The following is a 24,935-nucleotide window of genomic DNA, read 5'->3' as shown; positions in this document are numbered from 1 at the left end:
CACGTATAAATAACCGAATACGCTTTCTGATGGAAAAACTACACCGCCGGGATTTTTTAGCTCAATTATCACTCGCAACGGTTGCGGTCTCTGTACCCAAACATGCGTTTTCGTTCCATAGCAAAGCTGACGCGTTTGTTGAGGTAGAAACAACCTATGGCCGGATAAAAGGAATGCAAAACGAAGGGGTAAATCTATTCAAAGGCATACCTTACGGAGGACGCATTTCCGGCGACCGACGGTTCCGACGACCGGCCCCGCTCGAACCCTGGACTGGCGTGCGGGATGCGTTGCAGTTTGGTGCGCCCGCTATTCAGCCACCCCGCCGGAATGAGCCAGCCCCGTCGGAAGATTGCCTGTTTCTGAACGTCTGGACCCCGGCCAATGACAATAAGAAACGGCCGGTTATGTTCTACAGTCACGGTGGGGGCTTTGTAGGTGGTTCGGGAGCCGCAGGAGGACAGGACGGGTCGAACCTGGCCCGAAATTTCGATGTGGTAGTCGTCGAAACCAATCACCGCTTAGGGTTGCTTGGGTTTCTGTACCTGGATGAACTTGGCGGTGCCGACTATGCCGGGTCGGGCAACATGGGCATGCTGGATATTGCGGCTGGCCTGAAATGGGTATACGACAACATTGCGCAGTTTGGGGGCGATCCGAACAACGTCATGATCTGGGGCGAATCGGGCGGTGGGGCCAAAACCTCCTGTCTGTACGCCATGCCCGAAGCGGCCCCCTACTTTAACAAGGCCTCCATCGAAAGCGGGCCGGGCGTTCGGATGACGACCAAAGAAATAGCCGCCGAAACAACGGCCATGCTATTGAAAGAACTGAATATTGCTCCCAAAGACTGGCGGAAGTTGCTGGATATACCGGCTGCGGACTTGCTCGCTATGCAGGCCAAGTTGCCGTTTGTACCGCCCTTTATTGAAAAGAACAAGAATCTGGGCATGATGCGCCGAAACTACGGGGGCTTTGGCCCGGTAGTCGATGGTGTTGTGCTGCCTCATCATCCGTTCGATCCAACGGCCCCGGCCATTTCGCGTAATAAACCGCTGCTGGTTGGCTGGAATGAGGACGAATACGCCTTCTTCGCCTGGGAACGTAAAGACACCGAGTTTGCCAAACTGGACTTCGACAGCCTATCGAAAAAACTGGAGCCCCAATACGGCGAGGACACGGCTAAAATTGTTGATACCTACCGAAAAGCAAATCCTGATGCCACGGCACCACAGATTTTCATGGCCATATCCTCCATTACCATGATGGGTTTAGGTTCGGTCGATATTGCCGAGAAAAAGGTGAAACAGGGCGGGGCACCGGTCTATCTGTACAATTTCGGGTACAAGTCGGAGAAGAAAATTCCGGGTACCGATTACCCAATGGGTACGCCCCACGCGATGGACATTTCGTTTAAGTTCAACAACGAAATTCCACCCCGCGACGGTTCTGCGCCCAAAGAAAGCTTCTTCGGCGGTAACCGGCCTGAGCGCTTCACGGCCTCGCGTCACTTCGCTGAATTATGGACTACGTTCGCCCGAACCGGCAAACCGGCCGCCAAAGACGTACCCAAGTGGCCAGCTTACAACCTTAAAACCCGACCCACCATGCGGATTGATACCACCTGCGAGGTTATTGATGACCGATTTAGTCACGAACTGGCCGTATGGCGAGCCGTCGGAAAGTTATAATGCACGCTTAAAACTCGTTCGATTGAACATGAGTCGCCACTTCAAGAAAGTAGCTCAGGCCAAGCCCCACCTGGGTTCCATAAATACGATCAGCGGTGAGATTCCTCACCCTAACGGGACAGTTGCCGTCAATTATGTCGTTCAAAAAGGCGCGCTGCGGGCTGACGTAACCCTTCCGCCAAAAACTACCGGCAACTTTGCCTGGAAGGGGAAAACCCATGTACTCAAAACCGAAAAAATACGCTGGTGCTGTAGAACAGTACAGTTCCTTCTACCATCTAATGGGCTATGCAGGTTGAAATCAGGTGAACGTAAGACCGCAACACTTTTGCAATACAGAGTAGTTTAACCACAGAGCCGCAAAACGCACAGAGGTTGATTGGGGAAGAAAGGACCTCCATCAACCTCTGTGCGCTTTGCGGCTCTGTGGTTATCAACGCTTACTGCACCGTGGTAAACAGCGTGTACGTGCCTGCCAGCCAATCCGGAATCGTTTGAACGTGCGTTTTACCAACGCTGGTGAAGAGTTGAACCGTTTTGCCCGCTCCCCGCACCTGCATGGCATCATAAGCATTTTTGGAGTTCAGGTAATACACCTGCGGATCGGCATCCCCGTGGTAAAGATGAAGGGTAGTCAGCGGCTTCCAGTCATAAATATTATTATCGGCCACGGCGTTGAGAAAGGCAGTGTCCGTTCCGTTTAAAATGCCCGCTTTGAACGAGTCGGTCAGTACCTGATCGAAGCTTACATCCAACGTGGCCAGTTGGCGGCTTTTCTGAATATCTGCCAGATAAGGCTCTTTGAAGTAGAACGACAGCGGCCGGTTGAGTTTATATATCTGATCGTAGGTCAGCAATACCCACAGAAACGCCCGGTTCCACTGCGCCACCCCCGCCGATTTCTGCGTCAGCAAGGCCTTCATGAAACTGGTTTTATCGTAAGCCCCCGCGCCACAGGAAACCGCCCGCAGATTGAACTCCGTGGGCACCTCATCCTGCATCTTTTTGTACAGCGCCATGGTAGCGTACCCCCCTTCCGAATAGCCCGCCATGTAGAGCCGGGAATCCCATTTGATCTCCGAATGGCTACCTATGTACTCCCGGGCGGCTCGCAGCATGTCCAGACTGGCCTGGGCGAGACTCGTTCGGTTTTCGTAGGTATGCGGCAGATTTTTAGACGCACCAAAGCCGATGTAATCCGGACAGACCATGATGTAGCCGATAGAGGCAAAAATCGTGGCGAATTGATACGCTTCACTGGCCGGACCGAAATTAGAAGGCGCATCGGCATCATCGAAAATAGTCCCGTGCTGCTGACTAATCATGGGAACGGCAGTGGTTGTATTGGGTACAATCAGCAGGCCCGATGCCTGGATGGCCGTACCATCCCAGTTCTTGGTTTTATAAACGAGTTTAATCACCGAAATGCCCTGCTTCAATAACAGCGCATATAAGGGACTAATGGCTGATGCCTGAGCCGTTAACTGGTCTTTGGAAACGGTAGCTACGTTGCTGCTGCTAACCAGATACTGATCCGCAGCGGGTTGCGGATCGTTGGGTGTTGACGTACACCCGACTAGGTACAGCGCAACAAAAAGTGCTACGCTAAACGAGCGGCTTGCTTTGAGGAAGTATCGAAAATTCATGGGTTGGTATGCGTTAAAACGTTGGCTGTTGTGAACAAATCACACAGACCACAAAGTAAGGGCATACAACCCGCCAATAGCGGTATATCTATCTATTGGTGGCCCAGGCAACTCCAATGGGCAATTTAAGTCTGCAAGTGCTCGGTTTTTCTAGTTTGTCAACTCATTAAAACCCCACGTTCTACGACTTATTTATCACAGTTAGTTCAGTTTCAATTCAACTACTACGGGCAGATGGTCGGACGCGTACTGCTCGTCAATAACGTTGGTTGACACACTTCTCAGAGAGCTGTCCTGTTTATACATGACAAAGTCAATTGCGCGGTTGGGGTTTTTGACCGGAATGGTGGGGGCGCAGGGCTGACAGCTCCGGACGAACGTCTGGTCAAAAAGCTGGATAACTTTACTGTCGGCCTGAGCATTGAAATCGCCCCCCAGAATGACGGGCAGACGCTGTCCGTTGAAATGCCTAATAATTAGTTCAGCCTGCGTAAGTCGGTTGGGTTCTTTCAAATCCAGGTGCGTACTGGCGAAGATGATCCGCTTCCCTTTTGTGGGCTCCACCGTCACGGCAGCTATGGTACGGGTTTCGCCCCCAATGGCGGGGTCTATGGGCAGAATAAAGCGCGTGGAGTCGAGGATGGGAAACCGGGACAGAACCGCAACGCCATAGTCGCCCCCCTGGTGGTCGATGGCCTTGGAAAAGAAGAAATGCATACCCGTCAACCGGGCCAGTTCTTTCGCCTGATTCAGTCCTTTCCCCGACCGTTCGGTATTCACGTCGACCTCCTGTAAGGCCACAAAATCAGGCTTTTCGGCCGTAATGACGCGCGCAATGGCTTCCACGTCAATCTTGCTCCCGGCAGAGGGTGGATTGCAGTGATGAATATTATATGTCATCACCTTTAGACTTTTTGCTTTCTTCGCTACGTCAGATGGGCCTTCGTGGGCATAAACAACGAAGGACAGGAGTAAGAACAGCAGGCTGTTAATTAGTTTCATAAGTGATTGACTAGGGTAGAGTTCCATTGGTTTTACGAACGATTCTTTTTGGAAAGGGTATACTTCCCAACCACTTCGCCATCATCCCGAATCATTTTCAGATTCAGTTCTTTGCTGGTAGCATGCAGCTTTATCAACGTTCGGTTTCCTTCCAGCGGCCCTCCGCCAATTACGATGGGATAATTGTGATCGGCATTGGCATCATGAGTGCCGTACCGGTGCGTGTGCCCCGAAATTTGAAGATCGACTTTTGCCTTATTTAACAACGGGCCAAAAACCTGTCGGCAATGCATCGTGCCATGCCAATCGCCGGAATGGTAGGGTGAAATATGAATCAGCACGACCCGAAAAGCCGCTTTTTTGAACTCATTACTTTCTATTTCCTTTTCCAGCCACTTTGCCTGTGTTTCCCGATAGCGATCAAACGCCGATAGTCCGCCGTATTCAACGCTGTCGTCGGTCTTGTCTTCACCCGAATCCAGAATGACGAACCGCACCGGGCCACGCGTGAACGCATAGTAGTACTTAGCATCGGGATAAGCATAGTAGGCAGGAATATGGCGGGAAAAACTACCCCGGCATTCGTGATTGCCCTGCGTCAGAATGAACGGCATTTCCGACGCAAAAATATCAACCGACGGCTTGATCAGATGCTCTACCATCTGGGTTTCTTCAGTAACCCAGTCGAAGCAGTCACCGTTGAAGACGACAAAATCATAATCCCGTTTATTGCCCGTGTAGCCGTGGCGGTACAGCAACTGAGGAATGATCTGAGGGCGGTCATGGATGTCGTTGAAGATAACCAGTTTAAACTCTTCCTCGTTTTCGGCCGGGGTTTTAAAGCCGTACATCGGGCTGGTAATGGTTTCGCCGAACTCCACCTTCGAGCCTTTGTAGCCCAATATTTCGGTCGAAACGATCCGGTACTTATGGTCGGCCCCCGGTGCCAGCCCTGACAGGGTTATTTTGTTGATCCGGTTATTGGCTTCGATCAACCCGTTACTATAGCCAAATTCCCGTTTGCTGGTGTAGGTTCCGGCTCCGTACTCGACCCAACTGAAACAGTTTTTGTGCGTAATCCACATAATTGTCACGTTGCGGGTACTCATATTTTGCAGGTACGGTCCGGCCACAAAATGATTCTTTTCTTCTGCCGAAACGGGAGACGCGGCCGCAGCCAGCGCCGGAGCCGTGGGCAGCAAACCCAGCGCCCCGACCTGAGCCATTTTTTCAAGAAACGATCGTCTGTCAGAAAGCATAGTGGTGTGTAGGGTTAAGGGGTTAGGGGTGGGTGATTACGAATTTTGCAGAAGCATCTTACGGTTTAAAACTAATCTTGTAGAGGTTTGGGCAGTTGTATCAGACAGCATCTTGCTGTCTGGCCGTCAGGCTAAAGATAAGTTACTTACCCATTTCAACTTGGCTAGTTACGGCAATTTTAGCCTGACGGCCAGACAGCAAGGATGCTGTCTGATACACTTACCAAAACATTGACACTAAACCAGCTCCGCTTCCCCTTACTCCCAATTAGGGTTCTGCATCAGCTTAGTATTCAGCAGTCGCTCCTGTGTAGGAATGGGGTACAGGTAATCGCGGGATTCGTTGAATTTTTTGTTGATGTGCCCGTTCACGACAATGTTGCCGCCTTTATTACCATTCTCCAGTAGAATTTCGCTGCCCAGCTTGAGGAGTTGAGCCCCTGGCACGGATGGTTTGGTGCCCTCGTAGATAACCAGGTCCACTTTCCCGTTCTTGTCCAGATCATAACTGCCCGGCCCCGGAAAATACATCCCCTTGAATGTTTTGGTAAGCAGTTGCCCCTCTTTCCAACGAATGATGTCGTCCCAGCGGAAGAAGTTTTCCATCACCAGCTCCACGCGCCGTTCTCGCCGTATTTCCAGAATGACACCCGTGTTGGGGCCTTTTAGCTGCGTGTATTGCTGCGCCTGATAGGGGTCGGGATTGGCGTTGGCAGCGGCCAGATTGATGTTCGGCATGCCCACGCGGTCGCGGGTAAGTTTGGTCGACAGATCCAGGTCGGCCTGGGTGAGCGTGCCCCGCTCAGCTTTGGCTTCGGCGAAATTCAGCAGTACTTCAGCATACCGGAAAATGGGCATGTCGGTAATGTCTTTGGTAAACGTATCCCATTTGGGTGCCGAAACAAACTTGATTAGTTGGTAGCCGGTAACTGTTGCGCCAAACTCCGGCGCCAGTGGCGTCGTTTCGCCGATACGAGTGTAGCCCGGCGTCCGGATGGTTTGCGCCAGACGGGGGTCCCGGTTTTGTACCTCGTCCGCAAACTGCATGGTTTCGTAGCCTTTGACGTCGGTAAAACGGGTGCCATCGGCCATCAGATAGCTGTTCACCAGCTTCTTCTCCAGACCGGGCTTTCCGTAGGAGGCCGTCATGGTGTAATAGTTCAGGTTGTGGTATACCTGCAACTCATCGCTGAAATCGCGGGCCAGGATCACCTCATCGGGAATGGCGTTATCCGACGAAAACAACTTACCATAGGCCGTAGCGGGGGTAGCTTTGTAGATCGTGTACCCACTATTCTTCATTAAATCCTCAGAGGCTATGATACTCTCATCCAGAAATTTATCGGCACCGGGCAGCCCAAATTCGGTATGGTATTTTCGGAAGGTACCTTCGTACAGCCCTATTCTTGATTTCAGTGCCAGCGCTGTCCATTTCGTGACCGTACTCACCTGCCGCGACGCGTCGAGGTTGGCAATGGCATAATTGATATCGGCCATGACTGAATCCATGACCATCGCTCTGGGGTCGCGTGCTTTGGTCAACATTTCCTGATCCATTATTTCAATTGGTTTCGAATACCAGGGGACATCGCCGAAGCGCTTCACCATGCCGAAATAAAAGTAAGCGCGGAAAAAGCGGGCCAGTCCGTTGTATTTGGCTACGGCTTTGGGGTCCGGGCATTTGCCTGAATTAGCCAGAAAATAGTTGATGTTGCGCAGGGTTCCCCAGCTCCAGCCGCCCCCGCTGGTGGGCACTACCCGCGTACCCTGCAATTCATCGCGCAGGCTATTTTTAACGACATTGTCGACGTCTTCATTATACACATCCTCGGCCGATGGCAGCGCGTTATAAAACGAGTTCGTGTAGAGCAGCAGGTCGTTTTCGGTATTGAAAAAGGTATTGGGTGAGATGGCGTCCTGAGGCAGCATGTTCAGGTCGCAGGCCGACAAACCAAGGGTTACAGCCAGGATACTTAGTATTTTTTTCATCGGAGTACGAAGAGTTGGATGGACCTAGAACGTGAGATTCAGACCGGCAGAAATTGTCTTGGACAGCGGGTAGGTTCTGCCGTTTGTGGCGTCGCCGTCGAGTTGCTCGGGGTCAATGTATTTGGAACGCAAGGGCGTGTAAGTGAGCAGATTTTCACCGCTTACATAAATCCGGGCGCGGGCTATGCTGATCTTTTTGCTGAGACTTTCGGGCAATGTGTAGCCAATCACCACATTTTTCAGGCGGAGGTAGCCGATGTTCTGAATGTAGCGATCGTTGGCAGCGTTCAGGTCACCACCGCCGTTCAGCGCCGTGTAGCCTCTCAGCACCGGAAAGTACGCGTCGGTATTGGTCGGCGTCCAGACGTCGGCCTCGAAGTTCTCGGGAATAAACGAATAATACGGCCGCGAATAAGGCCCCCAGAATTTATCGGCGTTGTTGCCCGGATACCAGTTTTTCCGAAGGATACCCTGCGCCAGCACCGACATGTCGAAGCCGTTCCAGCTGGCACCAAGGTTGACACCGTACCGGTAGCGTGCCCGGTCGTTGCCAATAATCTTCAAATCGCCATGATTCGCCAGCGTATTGGCACCCTGGTCGATCTTCCCGTTCCCGTCGGTATCGATGAATTTGAGGTCACCGGCCTGTAGTTTGCTCCAGTCGCCGGGGGCGCTCAGGCGTTGCTTGTTGACCAGCGTTTGATCGACGGCATACGCTTGTGCTTCTTCGTTGGTTTTGAAATACCCGTCGATGGAATAACCCCAGATGTCGCCAATGGTCTGCCCCTCGTAGCGACTCGACAGAATCTTGTTTGGATTGTCGTATTTGGTAATGGTCGATTTGGAATCGGACAGGACAAACGACGCATTATAGACGAATGGCTTGCCGCCCATTTTAACCTGATCGCGCCAGCCGATGGACAGTTCGAAACCCTTCGTCTGCAAATCTCCGGCGTTTTGGGTCGGCACACCGGCCCCGTAAACCGCTGGCAGCACCTGTCCCGGAACCAGCATACCCGTTGTGTTTCGGACGTAGACATCAGCGGATAGATTGAGTCGGTTCTTAAACAAACCTGCATCCAGACCCAGGTTGGAGGTGGTGGCTTTTTCCCAGGTAAGGTCCGGCGAAATCGGGTTCGGGCTGTTCACGTACGACAGCTTTTGCCCGTTGGTTATCCAGCTCGACTGCGCCGTTGGCATGATAGAGATATACGGGTAAAAGCTGGCCGAGTTGGTGTTGGACGGCAACTGATTGCCCAGCGTACCGTACGAAGCCCTGATTTTGAAATTATCGACAATCCCCTTCAGCGGATCGAAGAAACGTTCTTCACTCAGCCGCCAGCCCGCCGAAACCGACGGAAAGAAACCGTACCGCCGACCTTCGCCAAATCGTGAGGTTCCGTCGTAGCGGCCGTTCACTTCCAGCAGGTACTTGCCGGCATAGTCATAGTTCAGGCGATAAAATGCCCCGAACAGTGAATACTGATACGAGTCACCCGCCGAAAGCTGTTCGCCCGTGCCCAGGTTGAGGTCATTGAGACTTTCGGAGAGCAGGTTCTTGCGCGCCCCAAACAGCCGCTGGTGCTTTTTAGACTCGTAATTGATCCCCGCCGTGGCCGCCATATAGTGTTTCCCGAACGTATGGTTGTAGGACGAATACACGTTGGTCACGTTCATCGGGTCGAACCAGAATGTTTTGCGGTACTGATCGGTATTGTAGTTGGGCACGGTAGTCAGAATTCCCGGCTGAATGGAGTACTGCGCCACGGCCGACCGGTACCAGTCATCAGCAATGTAGAATGAATAGGAGTAGTTGGCGACCAGATTCCAGGTTTTGGTGAAGTCGATGGTAACCGAGTTGATCGCCGTTAATTCATGCACCCGTTTTTCGCCCCCGGCAACGCCTTTCAGCAGGTTCGCGTAGAGCCCATCGCCAATGGAGTAATTGTTTTTCAGGGTGTTATAGGTAGCTGTCCCATCAGGGTTCGTGGGCGCGTAGGCGGGTAAGGCATGAACCGTAATCCCGACAAAGTTCGCGTTGGCACCCCCTTCCAGACCGGGGTATTTATACTTCGAATCAAAGTACTGGATGTTGCTGCCCACTTTGAGCCAGGGCGTTAGCTGGGCGTTGATTTTGCTGCGGAGGGTGTACGACGTGAATTTATCGGTGTTGATCTTCATGATCCCGTCCTTCTCAAAAATCGACCCCGACAGAAAATAATTTACCTTGTCAGTCCCGCCAGACAGGTTGATGTTGTGCTGTTTGGAAGGTTCGGTCGTGTTGAAGAGCGCGTTCCACCAGTCGTAATTCCCGTAATAGTTGTAAATATCTTTTCCGTTTACGTTTTTGATGATTGTCCAGGGGCGGGCCGGATTCTCCACTTTATCGTACCGGCGGGCCTCCAGTTCCTTGTAATCTTCCTCCGAATACCGGGTATAGCTATTTCCCGTAGCCCGCGTAAAGGCTTCATCATTCATCCGCACATACTCGTAGCCATTGGTCAGAAACTTGGTGCTGACCGTTGGGGCCGACCAGCCGAAGTTATTGCTGTATGATATGGTTGTCTTGCCATTTTTGGCCGTTTTGGTCGTCACCAGAATAACCCCGAACGCACCCCGCGCTCCGTAGATCGCTGAAGCGGCCGCATCTTTCAGCACCGATACCGACTCCACGTCGGCCGGATTGATCCGGTTGATGTCGCCGGGGATACCGTCGATCAACACCAGCGGCCCTCCCCCGTTAATCGATGTTTCGCCACGTACGTTCAGGTTGCCCCCCTGCCCCGGCTGGCCCGTACTGAAGGTGATGTTCAGGTTGGGAACCATGCCCTGAAGAATCTGCGACATGTTGTTCAACGGCCGGTTTTCGAGTTCTTTGGCCAGCACCTGAGACACGGCTCCCGTCAGGTTCACTTTCTTCTGGGTACCGTAACCGACCACCACCACTTCGCTCAGCGCGTTCTGCGTTTCTTTCAGGCTCACGTTGAGGGTAGACTGGCCGCCATTTACCGGTACTTCCAGCGTTTCGTAGCCAATGAAGGAAAAAGACAGAACCAAATTGCCACCGGCATCCGGAATATTCAGCGAAAAGCCGCCATCAGCATTGGTCGACGTGCCGCGTGTGGTGCCTTTCACCACAATGCTCACACCGGGTAACGGCTGGTTACTGGTGTTATCGCGCACCACACCCGACAGTATACGCCGGGGCTGGTCGAACGTTACAGCCCGGCTGATCTGAAAAGCCGGGACGGACAGCAGGCTGCTTTGTCCATCCACTTTTTTCAGAATGATCTGTCCGTTGATCACTTCCCACGCAATGTTCTGGGGCGTAAACAACCGCTGGAGCACACTCGACAATCGTTCGTTGCGGGCACTGATCGAAATTCGTTTTTCGGCACCAATCACCCGAGGGCTATACACAAATCGCACATCGACAGCCTTTTCCAGTTGCTGCAACACCGTTCGTACCGTCTCGCCTTCTACCGTTATGGAAACGGGGCGATTCATCAGTTCCTGTGCTGATAAGGGCACAGCCTGGACTAGACTACTGCTCAGCAGGACGCTGACCAATAGCGAAAGAAAACGTTTCATAAAGTGTAAGTAGTTGTAAGTAAGCTGGTTTGATTTTTAAGGACAGCCCCGACCGCTGATCTGAATATTCGTGCCGCTGGTTTGATAGGTAGCCCCAATGGACAGGCAAATCATGTTCAATTGGTCGGGTAATGACTGGTGGGCCAGATTAGCCGTGAGTGTACAGTTTACGAGGGCGTCGGCGTCGAAGGAGATGGTTACGCCATACACTTCGTCCAACTCCTTAAACACGCGGGCTACGGGGGTATTGTCGAACACAAAGTGGGTTTTGATGGCCTGAGGCCGAATAACCACCGGATGATCGGCCAGCGATTTGACAATCCGGCTCTCCGCCCGATAAAAAGTGGCTTTCTCGTTAGGTGTCAATACCATGTCGGACGTGGTTGCTGGCTGATCTGCCTGCCGGTAGACCGCTACCCGCCCCGTCCGAACGACGACCTCGGCGGTGGGCTTACCCGCATGAGCCACAATGGTGAAGCTGGTGCCCAGCACTTTCGTAACCAGTCCGTTGGCATAGACCAGAAAGGGGCGCTTCGGATTTTTAGTGACCTCGAAGAATCCCTCGCCCACCAGCCGAACCTCCCGCCGGTTTTCGGCAAATTGTTCGGGATACTGCACCTGACTCCCCGGCTTGAGAGTAATAACGCTTCCATCCGATAACGCAATCCGAAGCGGCTTTCGCGACTCGTTTGTTTTAGCAACCAGCTTCGACTGACCCGTTTGAGCCGCTACCTGATCGGAAACCGGTTCCGGCGAACGGTTCATCAAAAAATACCAGCCCAGCCCGATACTTAATACAAGCACAGCGGCAGCAGTCAGTTGGTAAAACAGCGTCAATTGCCAGCTACGGGTTGGTGTCTGTCTGATCTGTGCCGCTACCTCCTGCCAGTGCTGATTTACGAATGCCTGCTTTTCAGACGCCGACAAAGGGGGTTCAGCTTCGCCATCCAGCGCATCGTACCATGCTTCGACCTGCGCCCGTTCCTCGTCGGTTGCATCACCGTTCTGGTACTTGGTCAGTAAGGCTTGTAGCGCTTTGGGGTCCATATCATCTGGCGACGGCAACGTATCAGTTTATGCCGTATTCAGAAGGTAAGACGAACAACTCGAAAAATACCCTAAGACCCATATGTTACGAATTTGTTAAGCGGTGAATAACGTAGTCAGCACCACAGCCGTAGCATAGTCGTGCAGGTTGGCGCGGAGGAAGGCAACCGAACGGGACAGGTGGTATTCGATGGCTTTTTCGGAGAGGCCAAGCCGGGTGGAGATTTCGCGGATGGTTAGTTGCTCGAATCGGTTGAGAACAAATACCTCGCGGGTTTTGTCGGGCAGTTGCTCCAAGGCCTGGTTGAGCGATTCGGTCAGTTGGCTAAACTGAACCGAATGGAGCGTGTTAAGGGTATCCGTTGGCGGAGTATAAACGAAGTGACTGGCATATTTCTCCCCCTGCAACTGCGTGCGTATATGGTCGACAATAAGGTGCTTTAGGGAAGTGGTCAAGTAAGCACCAACATTGTTGATGAGTAACGTTTTACGTTTTTGCCATAGCCGCAGAAACAGTTCCTGAGCCATGTCGGAAGCCATCGCTTCGTCGCGGAGTTTGCGCTTTGCCAGCACAAAAAGGTCGTACCAGTGGCGTTCGTACAACGCGCGAAATGCCTCCTCGCTATCTTCACGAAGCAGGGCTACTAATTCGGTATCGGTTAGCTCTTGCTCAGACATAGCCACAAAGTTGACATAGACAGTTCACTCGGCAACCAAACATAAATTAAGTTTCTGTGAATTCTGGAAAGAACACTTAGTCTAAGGAACATACGTAGTTATTTCTACTCTTTCAGCAACCTTAAGCCCCAATCATTGAACAACAGAAAGCCCCATCACTTGCGCAATGGGGCTTTTTATTAATAATTGTATGTTTTCCCTGATAACTGATCCAGGTCGTTAAGCGGCCGCTTCCACAGACACAGCTTGTGCTTGCACCAGATCCATATCCGGTTTCGATTGATCCGAAACGGGAACGCGACCCCGCTCTTTGCGAACAATACGGGAGTAAAGCGAAATCTCCTGATCGAACAGGAAGAGGAAAAATAGCTTTATAAAGGATGTATGGTATTTGAGCGACTCGTAATATTCGGGCGCCGACTTCTTGATTTCCGGTAATTTATTCCAGGGAATAGACGGGAAATCGTGGTGCTCGTTGTGGAAACCAACGTTCAGGTTCGGGCCGTTCAGCGGGCCATAGTAGCTGTATGTCTCCTGCTGTGGGTCGAGGGTCAGGAAGTGCTCCTGCGCCCAGCGAGCGCCCAGCGGGTGCAGGCCAACCGAGAAGAACAGACAAAGCACCATAAACGCCAGTGCCTTCCAGCCAAAGAACGTTACGATCAGCACATCAAAGGTGATCTGAATGATAAAGTTGGCAATGACCCACTTATCAAAAACGGCCAGCTCTTTCATACGCAGGGTGCGAATACCCTGAAAAATAGGATAGAACAACAACCAGATGGCCTTACCAATGGCGTAGTTTTTGATCAATTTCGCTTCGTACCAGTCCGGCAAATCGGCGTCCAGCTCATGAACACCCTGAAAAGCGTGGTGCTTGATGTGGAAGTTCTTAAAAGTCAATGCCGTTGGAAAAACCGTTGGCAGGTTCGCAAAAATAGCCGCCCATGCGTTGGCCGACGGTTTGCGGAAAATCAGGTTGTGAGCCGCTTCGTGAATACAAACGAACAGCGTGTGAGCCGGGAAAGCACCAATGAACCAGGCGGCTGCCACGATAACCCACCACGATTGATCGCGAACCAGGTACGCCATGCCGGTCATCAGAATAACACATCCCAGCGCTACCCAAATCGTAGTCGGGTTCTTTTGCCCAATCAACTTTTTAATTTCGGGGTGCGATTTCAGAATTTGCCGGGTCCGAATACGGTGGGGTTCGGGAGCAGTTGAATGAACAAAATCAGATACCATTGCCATAAGTTAAGTGTCGCAAGTGCAACGGGGAACGCCCGTGTGGTTTGGTAATTAACGAGAAGTAAAATTAATACAATTCAAGTGTGAAATCCCACTTAGTCAACCAAAGTTCCCTGATTTTAACTCCATTCTTACATTAAACAAGAAAGGCGAAGTCGAGAGACTCCGCCTTTGCTAATTCAGGTTGATTCAATAGAAAAATGAGTGAAGTGGTGGAATGAGTGAACTAATAACCAATCGGGAATGAATAACCCAGCGATACGGCCACACCCCGGTTGCGGACATTGACATTGACAACCGGTACCTGCACCTGGCGGGTGAACCCGTGTGTATAGCGACCTTCGATAAATAACTTACCGGCACCGGCATCCATAGCCAGACCTAACCCACCAACGGCACTAACATCCCAGGGGGTTAGCATACCGCCGTAGTTAACATCTACATCAAACGGCCGGGTCGTGAACAGAGCAGATCCACGGGTGCGGATACGGCCGTCGAACGCATAACTCACAGCCGGACCAGCGATAAAGTAAGGCTGTACAGGTCCATCGCTGAGGTTGAATTTAAACAACAAGGGCACCTCAATTTGCTGAGACTGGTAAGCGATAGAAGCCCCAATTGGCAGCGAAAACCCGCCCAGATTAATATCAAAACCTTCTTTTATCGCAACGCCTTTTCGGACGTACGACACCTCCGGGCGAAACGATACGCGGTCACTCAGGGGAATGTCGAGAAAAAGGGCACCGGTTGGCCCGATGGAGGAATGGAAGTCGGGCGTTAGACTGCCGAGGTATTCGGGTTTCGACGCAAAGCCGAAGTTGGCACCACCCCGGATGCCGACCTGAACCTGAGCAAAAGTGCTTTGAGCAGCGAATAAACCAAACAAAGCAATGACACCGGCAAGCACAATTCGTTTCATGGTTGTAAAGGGAAAATAGATTAGAAAAAAGGGAAACCTGAACTTAGTTGTGTACACTGTCGGCAATAGGCGAAGTTGTTTATTGTTGCGAATTTGATGGTTAGAGGGCGTAGCCGGTCAAAGGATTAATCTGGTTTAAAAAAAGTTTATTATTCTTTTTTGGTGATTGTGTAAGCCTGTTGTTATTGATAAATATTTCATGTGTAAATCAAGCATTTGCACTTTTTCTTTAAAACATTGTAGCATACTTGTAACTTTACCCATTAGCTGCGATTCCTACCCAGAAAATGAAGTACATAAAGCCAACTAAATTCAGTTATTTGCCCAAGTTCCTGATGCCGCTGGATATTCTCGGCCTGTTCGAGTGCGACCCTTTCGGCAACTCGCTGTTATTCAGACGGATAATAATTGGCTTTGTTGGCTGGCTGACATACGCCCGCTATACGGTAGTGAACCGAATTCAGATCGAAGGGACCGAGAATCTGGAGAATTTACCCATCAATAACGTCCTGTTTTTGTCCAATCACCAGACGTATTTTGCCGATGTGATTGCCTTTTTTCACATCTTTTGCGCCGTGAAATGGGGGTTTCAGAATACATTGTTGCCCCCCGTTTATTTGTTCGGTCCGCGGGCACGACAGTATTATGTGGCCGCTTCTGAAACCATGAAAAAAGGAATTGTTCCCCGCGTTTTTGCCGCGGGTGGCGCGTTAACCATCGAGCGGTCGTGGCGGGCCGAAGGGCGTGAAGTGCAACGGGCGGTCGATAATTCGGCCAATGAGAAGATTGCCAAAGCACTCGCCCACGGCTGGGTAGTAAGCTTTCCGCAAGGCACCACAACGCCGTTTGCGCCGGTACGAAAAGGAACGGGATACCTCATCAAGAACAACGAGCCCATTGTGGTGCCGGTCGTGATCAATGGCTTCCGACGCGCCTTCGACAAGAAAGGACTACGTTTTAAGAAACGGAATACGCTGCTCACGGTTCAGTTTAAGGAACCAATGCACTTTAGCCCCGATGATACCGTTGACGAGATCGTTGCCAAAGTTCGGCACGCCATCGAGCAGGATGCGCCGGAGTGGGTTCAGTAACGCGACGTTTTTAACTACAGAGCTACGGAATACAGCTGATTCCATTCACAGTTGGCTCGACGGCAGTTCAATGATAAACTCGGCACCTTGCCCCTCCCGGCTCTCCACCGCCATAATTCCCCCGTGCCCCTTGGTAATGATGTCGTAGCTCAGACTCAGTCCCAGCCCCGTACCCTCGCCTGTAGGCTTGGTGGTGAAAAAAGGCTGGAAGATTTTGGCTTTGATTGATTCGGGAATACCTGCGCCGTTGTCGCGGACCCGAATTTCGACCACTCCGCCAAGCCCGTTGGGATTGGTTATTGATGTCGCCCTTTCAGGGCTACTGGCAGACACGAACCGAGTACTGACAGTGACGGTGGGTTGATAATCCGCAGGAGCCGTTTTCTGCTTTTCGTGAACAGCGTAAAACGCGTTGTTGTAGAGGTTCAGCAGCACCCGGCCAATCTCTTGAGGTACTACTTCAACTTTGCTCAAGTCGGAAGTAAAGTCCGTCATCAATTCGCAGTTAAAGCTTTTATCCTTGGCTCGCAAGCCTTGGTAAGCTAAGCGCAGATATTCATTGGCGAGGGCGTTGAGTTCAGTAGGTGCTTTCTCGCCCGTACTGCTACGGCTATGCTCCAGCATGCCTTTGACGATGGCCGAAGCCCTGCTGCCGTGATGATGAATCTTTTGCAGGTTTTGGGCCAGGTCGTCGGCGATAAAGCCCGCTTCTTCTAAGTCGCCTTTGGTTAAGGCTTCTTTCTGTTCCTCGACTAACTCGGCACTCACTTCGGAGAAGTTGTTGACGAAGTTCAGTGGGTTCTGAATCTCGTGGGCGATACCTGCCGTCAGTTCGCCCAGGCTGGCGAGTTTCTCTTTCTGGATGAGTTGGGCTTGGGAGGCTCGCAACTCAGCGGTTCGTTGCTCGACCTTCTCTTCAAGGGCTTGTTTCTGGTTCTCAACGAGTTGCTGATTCTCTTTCGTCAACCGAAGTTGTTCCTGAATGGCTTCATCCTGGTGCTTTTTGAGCAGGTTGACCTTATAGGTTAGGCCAAGGGTAAAGAATAAAATCTCACCACATACGCCCAAATAAGAGCCATTATACCTCCAGAAGGCTGGCGGGTCCAGGCCAAGAAGCGTGAAGAGAGAAATATAAAAGAAAACAAAAAAGACAATATTACCGATGATAAAATACAGTGCCGGTTTAAAGCCCTTTCTATACATAGTTACACCCAGCAGTAGACAAATTATACCATCTATCAGATAAGGGAGGTTATACAAGATATCCGGTGCCTTATTCGTCAGGAAAAGCAGTATGGCGACCATGTAAAATGCAGCCACTAACAAGCTTAGCCGAAATAATCCTTTAGCCTGTTGCCGTACAGGTAAGAAGGATAGCGCAAAAAGCAGGTGCGCCATAGAGGAGGCATACTGAATAAAATTGCCGTTCCAGCTATAAAAATTGTGTAAACTCGTTGAAACAGGCGCGATCTGATTATAGGATGCTAAGTACAAAAAACCAGTTATGAATACCCATAAGACATAAAACAGGTTATCCCGGTCGCCCAGCCGGATATATAAAAGCACACTATAGAGAATAATCATCAGGATAAACCCGATGAAGAGACCCGCTGTCAAATCCTTGGCAAACAAATGAGACTGCAAAATCATACCAGACTGAGCCGTAACATGGAGCGAGTGCTGATACATTCCTTCGACATAGAAGTACAGCGTATGGGTCTGCCCGTTGGCTACCTTAAGCGGAAAGATGCGTCGGGTTTGATAGTAGTTATCGTTTCCTCTGCTGAGGCCGTAGGTAAAGTCCTGGCTGGCTAATACCTGCTTACCGGTCACCTCGTAGACAGTCACCCGTTGAAATGTAAAGTAAATGAAGTGTAACAGCAGGTCGGTTTGGGTTTGATTGGTGAGTTCCACCCGGAACCAATAGACTTGATTGCTCAGCGAAACAACCGGCTTCTGGTTGACTGATGCAAAGAGGTACTTCTCGGGATGTACCAGGAGCGAGTCGATGGTAGTACGCCCTGGCTCAAGCGCCAGAACCTCGCAGTTTTGAAATATGTGATAGACCTTGGCCGGGTCATTCAGCACAACCGGCTGGGCAATAGCAACCAAATTCAACAGGCTTAGCAGCAAGACAAGTAGTAATAGCTTCATCAGAAACGGTGGGATATCTTTTAATTATGAACAAAGTAACTGGATGATAAACTGGGCACCCTCCCCTTCCAAGCTCTTCACCACCATGATTCCTCCGTGCCCCTTAGTGATAATGTCATAACTTAAACTCAGCCCTAACCCCGTGCCCTCACCCGTGGGCTTGGTGGTGAAAAAAGGCTGGAAAATCTTGTCTCGAATGCTGTCGGGAATGCCCATGCCGTTATCGCTTACTCCAATCTCGACGTGACTATTGACCTGACGGGTGCTGACCCAAACGGTAGGTAGATACGTTTCGTCTTTGCCAGCGATTGAAACCCGCTGACCAACCGCATAAAAGGCGTTGTTGTAGAGATTTAGGAGCACTCGTCCAATCTCCTGCGGCACTACCGACACAGGGGGTAACTCAGCGCCAAAGTCGGTAATCAGTTGGCAGTTGGCGCTTTTGTCCTTTGCTCTTAATCCATGATAAGCCAGCCGCAAATATTCATCGGCTAAAGCGTTGAGGTTGGTGGGGGTTCGCTCGCCGGTAGAAGCGCGGCTATGCTCCAGCATCCCTTTGACGATGGCCGAAGCACGACCGCCGTGGTGGGTGATCTTGGTTAAGTTCTGGGTTAGATCGTCAAACAACGCCATATCCATTTTTTCGCCTGGCCGTATTCCCCCTTCGGGGTTTAGGGGGCTTTTTAGCTCTTCAACCAGTTCGGTGCTAACCTCCGAGAAATTATTGACGAAGTTGAGTGGATTCTGGATTTCGTGGGCGATACCTGCCGTCAGTTCGCCCAGGCTGGCGAGTTTTTCTTTCTGGATGAGCTGGGCTTGTGTTGATTGGAGGGTTGTAAGGGACTCTTGTAGTTCGGCCGTGCGTTGCTCGACCTTTTGCTCTAATTCCTGTTTCTGGCGTTCGACCAAATGATGATTTTCCTCTGATAGCCGTAATTGCTCACGGATAGCTTCATCCTGCCTCTTTTTGAGCAGGTTAACTTTATTCCCCATCGCCAGAGTAAAAATCAAAATTTCAAGTCCTGAGCCAATAGTTCCGCTGTGCAGCGTCCAGAAACTAAAGGGAAGCCTTTCGACCAGCAGCAGTATATAAGCAATAAAGGAACTGTAGTAAACCAGCGTGCCAATAACAAACAGAAGCGCTGGCCTGAAGCCTCGCCGGAAGGCCACAATGCCCACTGATAGACTAAATAGCCACTCAAGCAATCCAAGTAAAATCCCGAAATAACTGACAATGAATGTATTGGTAAATTGTCTTAGGATTATTAAGACTATGAAAGCAGTAATAGTTAAAGCAAAGAAGCCAGCAAAATACAGCCCTACCCTGTACCAACCCGGAGCAAGCTGGCGAAGCGGGAGGAAGGACAGCAGAAATAACAGATGGGCCAGAGTAATGCAGGTAATAAAGAGAGGGGTAAATGTAAAATACAGATTATGCAGCTGGTTTGATAACTCAACTCCCTGACCGGATGTATAGGCAATTTGACAACCGATCAGGAAGACCCATATAGCATAAAGTAGGTTATCCCAATCACCCAGACGAACAAACAGAATCAGACTGTACAGAATGACAATCAGCACGAAGCCGGAGTAAAATCCATAGAACAAATCCTCATGATGACTTTCTCTGAGTAGCAGCCCACTGGATTGAGCAGAGAGGGGTAGCCTGGTCGCGAAGATTGTGTCGATGTACAGGTAAATCGTATGCGTCTGCCCCCTACTCACGTGTAGAGGCCATATGCGTTTACTGTGCTGGAAGAAGTCCGTTGTATTTGTAACCTTCAACGTCAGCTCCCGCTGGTTGACGACACGCGCACCGTCGGTTTCGTAGAGAACCATCCGGTTAAAACTTAACAGGAAGATACGCAGGGTGAAAAGTTGAGAAGTTTGGTTGGTCAGATCCAACCGTAACCAGTAGGCTTTTGGTTGGTCATTCAGCCGGAAAGTATGTTTCTGACCGGGACGAAAGGCATAGGCCTGAGGGTGGCGCAACAGGGAGTCGATGGTGACGGTACCGGACTTTACTTCAAGCACAGAAAAACGCTCGAAGAGTAAATAAGACTGGTTGGGGTCATTCAGCAACACGGACTGAGCACGAGAAAGCCCCGAGCCAAAACAAATAAATATAGCCCCAAGGATGATCAGGCGTAAATAAGCCGGCATGGATATGGTGATTAGCTCCTTCGCCAGCGAAGTGAGTGCTGACAGACCAAATAACGCTATAATGTAATAATATGAATGTACTAGTTAGAGACTTATAACTAAAAAAAGTATTGTTATTTCTGTGAATCCATACTATGAATAACTCAATTATGAACTCAGTTTACGCTGCCTTGTGGCTCTCAACGGTTTCAGCTTTTGGATGTTATAATGCAAACAGCTCATAGTATTCATGCTTTAATCAAGCATGAATACTATGAGCTGTTTGTCCTGGCTTCGAATAAATCGGCGCCTTGTCTATAAAAATTAAATCAAAACCACGGCACTATACAGAATATAACCTGCTGTTCGTGATGGCTTTGCTACTACAATACCCAGCGGAAGAAGATGTAGAGCGTGAACGATAGCAGTACCGAAACAGGTAGCGTTAGTATCCAGGCCAGCGCAATATTTTTGACCGTTCCGGCCTGCAAATTTTTGACCCCTTTGTTGGCCACCATGCTACCGGCAATACCCGACGAAAGTACGTGCGTTGTACTAACGGGCAACTTCAGCCAGGACGCCATCCCAATCATCATAGCAGCAACCAGTTCAGCGGAAGCTCCTTGTGCGTAGGTTAAGTGTTGTTTACCGATCTTTTCGCCCACTGTCACCACAATCCGGCGCCAGCCAATCATAGTACCAAGACCCAGCGATAAGGCGATCATCAGAATAACCCAAAGCGGGGCGTAGTCCGTAAACCGACGCAATCCGCCTTCTTCACCTAAGTTCTTCGTTAATAGAGCATTCTGGGCCGCACTGAGGTTCGATCCTTCATCGGCCGTAATTTTTTTGATGTTGCTGTTGATGAGGAGTAAGTCACGCCGTACGTCCAGCCGTTTCTCGTTCGGAATTTTACCATCAACGAGTGGGCCATTTACCAGCGCACTCAACTCGGTCAACTCAGTATTCGTTTGCGCCAGTCGGACGCGGTTTGTCAATGATAAATGGGTGGAGTCCAGCGCACTTATGGTTTGCTGAATGGCCGTCACGTTCGTCTGCATCAGGCGCGGGTCAAGGTCGGCTTTTACCGCAAAGTGGTAGGGAACGATACCGATCAGGATTAGCATGATTAGGCCTACGCCCTTCTGACCATCATTACTGCCGTGGAAGAAACTGACCAGCGAACAGGTAGCAATCAGTATAGCCCGCACCCAGGTAGGTGGTTCCGTATTCTTTTTAGGCTCCTTAAAAAGCTGATCTTTAGCTTCTTCGGGTACAGACCGACGTAAAATGAACATCAGCACAATGGCCAAACTAAAACCTAATAGCGGAGATAGTAACAGGGCGTAACCCGTTTCAATCGCTTTGTCCCAGTTAACGGCAGCTCCGGTTTTGTTTTCGGGCATGGTAGCAAACGCCAGGCCAACGCCTAAAATAGAGCCAATAAGGGTGTGTGAACTTGAACTGGGCAGACCAAAATACCAGGTTCCCAGATTCCAGATTATGGCGCTGAGCAACAAGGCCAGCACCATGGCTACGCTATGATAAACGTTCTGATCGACCAGTAACTCAACAGGAAGCAGATTGACAATGCCCATGGCCACTCCTATTCCGCCGAGCAAAACGCCGGTGAAGTTGCAAATCCCCGACCATACAACAGCAACCGTTGGCTTTAAGGAGTTGGTATAAATAACGGTGGCAACGGCGTTGGCGGTATCATGAAAACCGTTTACAAATTCGAAGGCGCAGGCAGCAAAAAGGCTGATAAAGAGGAGGATAAAAACATCCGTTTCTAATCCAAACATAAGTGATGTATCGTCTGTGGTTTAGCTAGCGGTGGGTCCGTAAGCCAATGATTGCCACAAAAGTACGGTAAACTAGGCATTGCTATATTACCAAATTGTTAAGTAGAGACGCAATACCTTGCGTCTTAGTTGCTGTTAAGTCTCAATTGCCGTTAAGACGCAAGGTATTGCCGCACCGGCGGACCGGTCTCTACACCTTCTTCCCCGCTAACTGCCCACAGGCGGCATCAATATCTTTACCACGGCTTCGGCGTACGTTGACAATGACACCTTTACTTTCCAGATACCCGGCGAATTTGTCCAGTGTTTGCGGATCAGTGTTTTTGAAATTGGCCTCGGCAATGGGATTGTATTCGATGATGTTCACCTTGGCCGGTACGCGCTTGGTGAACTTCCAAAGCTCCTGCGCGTCTTGCAGGGTGTCGTTGAAGTTGTAGAAAAGAATGTACTCGAACGTAATACGCGTTCCCGTTTTCTTGTAAAAATACGCCAACGCATCGCCCAGAGCTTCTAGCGTGTTGCTTTCGTTGATCGGCATGATCTGGTCGCGCTTCTGGTCGTTGGCGGCATGCAGCGACAGGGCCAAATTGAATTTCACGGCATCGTCGCCGAGTTGCCGGATCATCTTGGCAATACCCGCCGTCGACACGGTAATCCGTTTCGGCGACATGCCCAGCCCATCGGGCGAGGTGATGCGGTCGACGGATTCGAGGACGTTTTTATAGTTCAGCAGGGGTTCACCCATGCCCATGTACACGATGTTGGTGAGGGGCGCATCGTAGTTTTCTTTGGCCTGCCGGTCAATGGCCACCACCTGATCGTAGATTTCGGCCGCGTCGAGATTCCGCTTCCGATCCATGTAGCCCGTGGCGCAGAACTTGCACGTCAGCGAGCAACCCACCTGACTCGATACGCAGGCTGTCATTCGATCTAGGTCGTCGTTTCGTAACGCCGGAATCAGAACCCCTTCGACCAGGTTGCCGTCAAACAGCTTAAACGACGACTTGATGGTGCCATCGTTGCTTTTCTGCTGCTGGTCGACGGTTAGCGGACGGATTTCGAAATTAGCGTTCAGCACCTCACGCGTCGACAGCGACAGATTGGTCATCTGCTCAAACGACGACGCCGATTTTTTCCAGAGCCATTCGTGCACCTGTTTGGCCCGGAAACCCTGTTCGCCGTTTTTAGTAAACCAGTCTTTTAACTGAACAGCCGTCAGTTTACGAATATCTTGTTTCATTATACTGCTACAACAGCACTGACAACTGGCAAAGTTTCCTTCCTCAATCTTCGTAAAAATCAATTTTCACCTTGAACATGGGCGAGGCATACCCCATCGTCATCGTTTTCCAGTCGCCCTGATTGATTCTTACGCGTCCCTGCAATTCCTCAAATTCATTGGAAAGGCCAATTTGCTGGAAGATTCTGCTTTTCATCATTTTGCACAAATGAGCGTATTTAGGAGAGAACCTGAACACACTCATTTGTACAAAATGCGTACCCATTTGAACGAGCAGTACAGCAAATCCGCTGGTTAATTCAACCGGCCGAGACGGTCGACACTACTGCGCCATTTCTTCCCTTCTTCCAAGCCTTTGGGTACCCAAACGGCGGCTTTGTCCATCACTTTGGGCGCAATGGGCCGGATATAGGGGTACAAAAAGGCAGTTTCCGTTTGGCGGGCGGGCATTTTCACGCCCATATAACTGAACAACCAGAGGATAACACTGATGCCAAAGACCCACGTAAAAAGACCAACGGTTGCCCCGGCCACGCTATCGAACGTACCTAATATGGAGTACTTTAACGACCGGCGAATAGCAAAGCCCATCTGATTGATCATGACCACTGTCGGGAAAAAGATCACCGAGAAACCCAGCCACGGCAGTATTTTCCGGGCCAGTTCGCGGCTGATGTAGGGACTGAGCAGGTCAATCCCAAACGCAAGAAACTTAAACCCGACAATCATAGCCACCACGAACGCGATAATCGCCACGATCTCCACGAGCAGACCTTTGCGGTATCCGTTAAAAATCCCCCAGGCCAGGGGAATGAGCATAAGTATGTCGAGTGTGTTCATAATAACGTACCTACGGACTTTAGTCCGTATTTCTAATAAAGTAAATACGGACTAAAGTCCGTAGGTACATCTTTAACTTATTGTAAAAGTTGTCTTACCATCGCCGAGATGGCTTTCCCGTCGGCTTGTCCGGCGAGTTCTTTGGACGCAACGCCCATTACTTTGCCCAGATCAGATGGCACCGAAGCCCCCAGACGGGTCATGATTGCCTGTAGTTTTGCCTTCAGTTCGTCTTCCGAAAGCTGCTTGGGCAGGTACTGCTCAATAACGGCGATTTCGGCTTCTTCAACGGCCAGCAGATCGGCCCGATTTTGCTGCCGGTAAATGTCCGCCGAATCTTTCCGCTGCTTGACGGCTTTGGTCAGGATTTTGGTTTCGTCTTCGGGTTTCAGATCGCCGGATTGACCTTCTTTGGTTTCTTCAAGCAGGATCATGGACTTTACAGCCCGCAACGCACGCAGTGTATCCTGATTTTTGGCCAGCATAGCCTGCTTTATATCGGCGTCAATTTGTTGTTTTAGAGACATTGGTATAATGAGTAATGTAAAATGAATGATGGATAAGGCAGAACAGTAAGCGCCCATGAACCATCA

General features: G+C 50.5%; 18 protein-coding genes. 2 read left to right on the top strand and 16 right to left on the bottom strand.

Annotated elements, in window-relative coordinates; all coding sequences use genetic code 11:
• Nucleotides 1-29 precede the first annotated feature (29 nt).
• On the top strand, nucleotides 30-1,691 hold the full coding sequence (locus CRO74_RS12475; RefSeq protein ID WP_097126387.1) for a carboxylesterase/lipase family protein: 1,662 nt from the start codon (nucleotides 30-32) through the stop codon (nucleotides 1,689-1,691).
• Between the two features lie 440 nt (nucleotides 1,692-2,131).
• Here CRO74_RS12475 and CRO74_RS12465 read toward each other — a convergent pair whose 3' ends face one another.
• The 9 genes from CRO74_RS12465 to CRO74_RS12425 form a co-directional block, all read right to left on the bottom strand.
• Nucleotides 2,132-3,337: an alpha/beta hydrolase family protein gene (locus CRO74_RS12465; protein ID WP_097126385.1), complete on the bottom strand. Its 1,206-nt coding sequence runs from the start codon at nucleotides 3,335-3,337 to the stop codon at nucleotides 2,132-2,134.
• 201 nt (nucleotides 3,338-3,538) lie between these two features.
• Nucleotides 3,539-4,339, bottom strand: a complete 801-nt coding sequence (locus CRO74_RS12460) for an endonuclease/exonuclease/phosphatase family protein (protein WP_097126384.1) — start codon at nucleotides 4,337-4,339, stop codon at nucleotides 3,539-3,541.
• Nucleotides 4,340-4,371: 32 nt separating this feature from the next.
• Nucleotides 4,372-5,598, bottom strand: a complete 1,227-nt coding sequence (locus CRO74_RS12455; RefSeq protein WP_245877832.1) for a metallophosphoesterase family protein — start codon at nucleotides 5,596-5,598, stop codon at nucleotides 4,372-4,374.
• Nucleotides 5,599-5,856: 258 nt separating this feature from the next.
• Entirely contained in the window at nucleotides 5,857-7,587 is a 1,731-nt protein-coding gene (locus tag CRO74_RS12450; protein WP_097126383.1) for a RagB/SusD family nutrient uptake outer membrane protein, read from the bottom strand.
• A 24-nt stretch (nucleotides 7,588-7,611) separates the two neighbouring features.
• Nucleotides 7,612-11,178 (bottom strand): TonB-dependent receptor, encoded by a 3,567-nt coding sequence (locus CRO74_RS12445; RefSeq protein WP_097126382.1) that lies wholly within the window; start codon nucleotides 11,176-11,178, stop codon nucleotides 7,612-7,614.
• 36 nt (nucleotides 11,179-11,214) lie between these two features.
• A complete protein-coding gene (locus tag CRO74_RS12440) occupies nucleotides 11,215-12,243 on the bottom strand; it encodes a FecR family protein (protein ID WP_144035906.1) in 1,029 nt (342 codons plus the stop codon).
• Nucleotides 12,244-12,321: 78 nt separating this feature from the next.
• Nucleotides 12,322-12,903, bottom strand: a complete 582-nt coding sequence (locus tag CRO74_RS12435; protein WP_097126380.1) for an RNA polymerase sigma factor — start codon at nucleotides 12,901-12,903, stop codon at nucleotides 12,322-12,324.
• A 219-nt stretch (nucleotides 12,904-13,122) separates the two neighbouring features.
• Complete coding sequence (locus CRO74_RS12430) at nucleotides 13,123-14,154, bottom strand: fatty acid desaturase (RefSeq protein ID WP_097126379.1); 1,032 nt, start codon at nucleotides 14,152-14,154, stop codon at nucleotides 13,123-13,125.
• 223 nt (nucleotides 14,155-14,377) lie between these two features.
• Nucleotides 14,378-15,070 carry a porin family protein gene (locus CRO74_RS12425; protein WP_097126378.1) on the bottom strand — a complete coding sequence of 231 codons (693 nt, stop codon included), beginning with the start codon at nucleotides 15,068-15,070 and terminating at the stop codon, nucleotides 14,378-14,380.
• Nucleotides 15,071-15,357: 287 nt separating this feature from the next.
• Between CRO74_RS12425 and CRO74_RS12420 the strand changes: the two genes are divergently transcribed.
• The gene (locus CRO74_RS12420) at nucleotides 15,358-16,161 is read left to right on the top strand and encodes a lysophospholipid acyltransferase family protein (protein ID WP_097126377.1); all 804 of its coding nucleotides are present in this window, start codon (nucleotides 15,358-15,360) and stop codon (nucleotides 16,159-16,161) included.
• 45 nt (nucleotides 16,162-16,206) lie between these two features.
• Here the strand turns inward: CRO74_RS12420 and CRO74_RS12415 are convergent, their stop codons facing one another.
• The 7 genes from CRO74_RS12415 to CRO74_RS12385 all read right to left on the bottom strand — a co-directional run bounded on the left by CRO74_RS12415 (nucleotide 16,207) and on the right by CRO74_RS12385 (nucleotide 24,869).
• On the bottom strand, nucleotides 16,207-18,315 hold the full coding sequence (locus tag CRO74_RS12415; RefSeq protein ID WP_097126376.1) for a sensor histidine kinase: 2,109 nt from the start codon (nucleotides 18,313-18,315) through the stop codon (nucleotides 16,207-16,209).
• Between the two features lie 24 nt (nucleotides 18,316-18,339).
• On the bottom strand, nucleotides 18,340-20,478 hold the full coding sequence (locus CRO74_RS12410) for a sensor histidine kinase (protein WP_097126375.1): 2,139 nt from the start codon (nucleotides 20,476-20,478) through the stop codon (nucleotides 18,340-18,342).
• A gap of 362 nt (nucleotides 20,479-20,840) precedes the next feature.
• A complete protein-coding gene (locus CRO74_RS12405) occupies nucleotides 20,841-22,262 on the bottom strand; it encodes an inorganic phosphate transporter (protein WP_097126374.1) in 1,422 nt (473 codons plus the stop codon).
• Nucleotides 22,263-22,452: 190 nt separating this feature from the next.
• Nucleotides 22,453-23,502 carry a dual-specificity RNA methyltransferase RlmN gene (gene rlmN / locus CRO74_RS12400; protein WP_097126373.1) on the bottom strand — a complete coding sequence of 350 codons (1,050 nt, stop codon included), beginning with the start codon at nucleotides 23,500-23,502 and terminating at the stop codon, nucleotides 22,453-22,455.
• 43 nt (nucleotides 23,503-23,545) lie between these two features.
• Entirely contained in the window at nucleotides 23,546-23,701 is a 156-nt protein-coding gene (locus tag CRO74_RS31550; protein WP_179830184.1) for a hypothetical protein, read from the bottom strand.
• A 95-nt stretch (nucleotides 23,702-23,796) separates the two neighbouring features.
• Nucleotides 23,797-24,342 carry a CvpA family protein gene (locus CRO74_RS12390; RefSeq protein WP_245877831.1) on the bottom strand — a complete coding sequence of 182 codons (546 nt, stop codon included), beginning with the start codon at nucleotides 24,340-24,342 and terminating at the stop codon, nucleotides 23,797-23,799.
• A gap of 77 nt (nucleotides 24,343-24,419) precedes the next feature.
• Nucleotides 24,420-24,869, bottom strand: a complete 450-nt coding sequence (locus tag CRO74_RS12385) for a GatB/YqeY domain-containing protein (RefSeq protein WP_097127087.1) — start codon at nucleotides 24,867-24,869, stop codon at nucleotides 24,420-24,422.
• Between the last annotated feature and the right edge of the window lie 66 nt (nucleotides 24,870-24,935).

The organism is Spirosoma fluviale (assembly GCF_900230225.1).
GTDB lineage: Bacteria > Bacteroidota > Bacteroidia > Cytophagales > Spirosomataceae > Spirosoma > Spirosoma fluviale.
This window is presented reverse-complemented; position numbering and strand designations above follow the sequence as displayed.